General features: G+C 67.7%; 1 protein-coding gene. It reads left to right on the top strand.

Annotated features, from left to right (window positions below; all coding sequences use genetic code 11):
- A partial coding sequence (locus QMX91_RS31505) for an RHS repeat domain-containing protein (RefSeq protein ID WP_282413928.1) occupies nt 1-279 on the top strand: 279 nt, incomplete at both ends.

The following is a 279-nucleotide window of genomic DNA, read 5'->3' as shown; positions in this document are numbered from 1 at the left end:
ACGCCTTCGGCAACCTGATCCGCGAACGCCGTGGCCGCGACCAGCAACTCGTCACCGAGTACCGCTACGACTGCCAGCACCGCCTGATCGGCCTGACCCGCGCCGACGGCCAAACCGCGACCTACCAGTACGACGCCTTCGGCCGGCGCATCCGCAAAACCGTCGACGGCCAGACCACCGAGTTCTTCTGGCAAGGCGACCACCTCGTCGCCGAAAGCGGCCCTAACCACCACCGCAGCTACGTCTACGAACCCGGCACCTTCCGCCCACTGGCGCTGC

Source organism: Pseudomonas sp. PS01299, assembly GCF_029960145.1.
Lineage (GTDB): Bacteria > Pseudomonadota > Gammaproteobacteria > Pseudomonadales > Pseudomonadaceae > Aquipseudomonas > Aquipseudomonas putida_A.
Note: the sequence above shows the minus strand (reverse complement) of the source record. Positions and strands in the feature narration are given on the sequence as shown.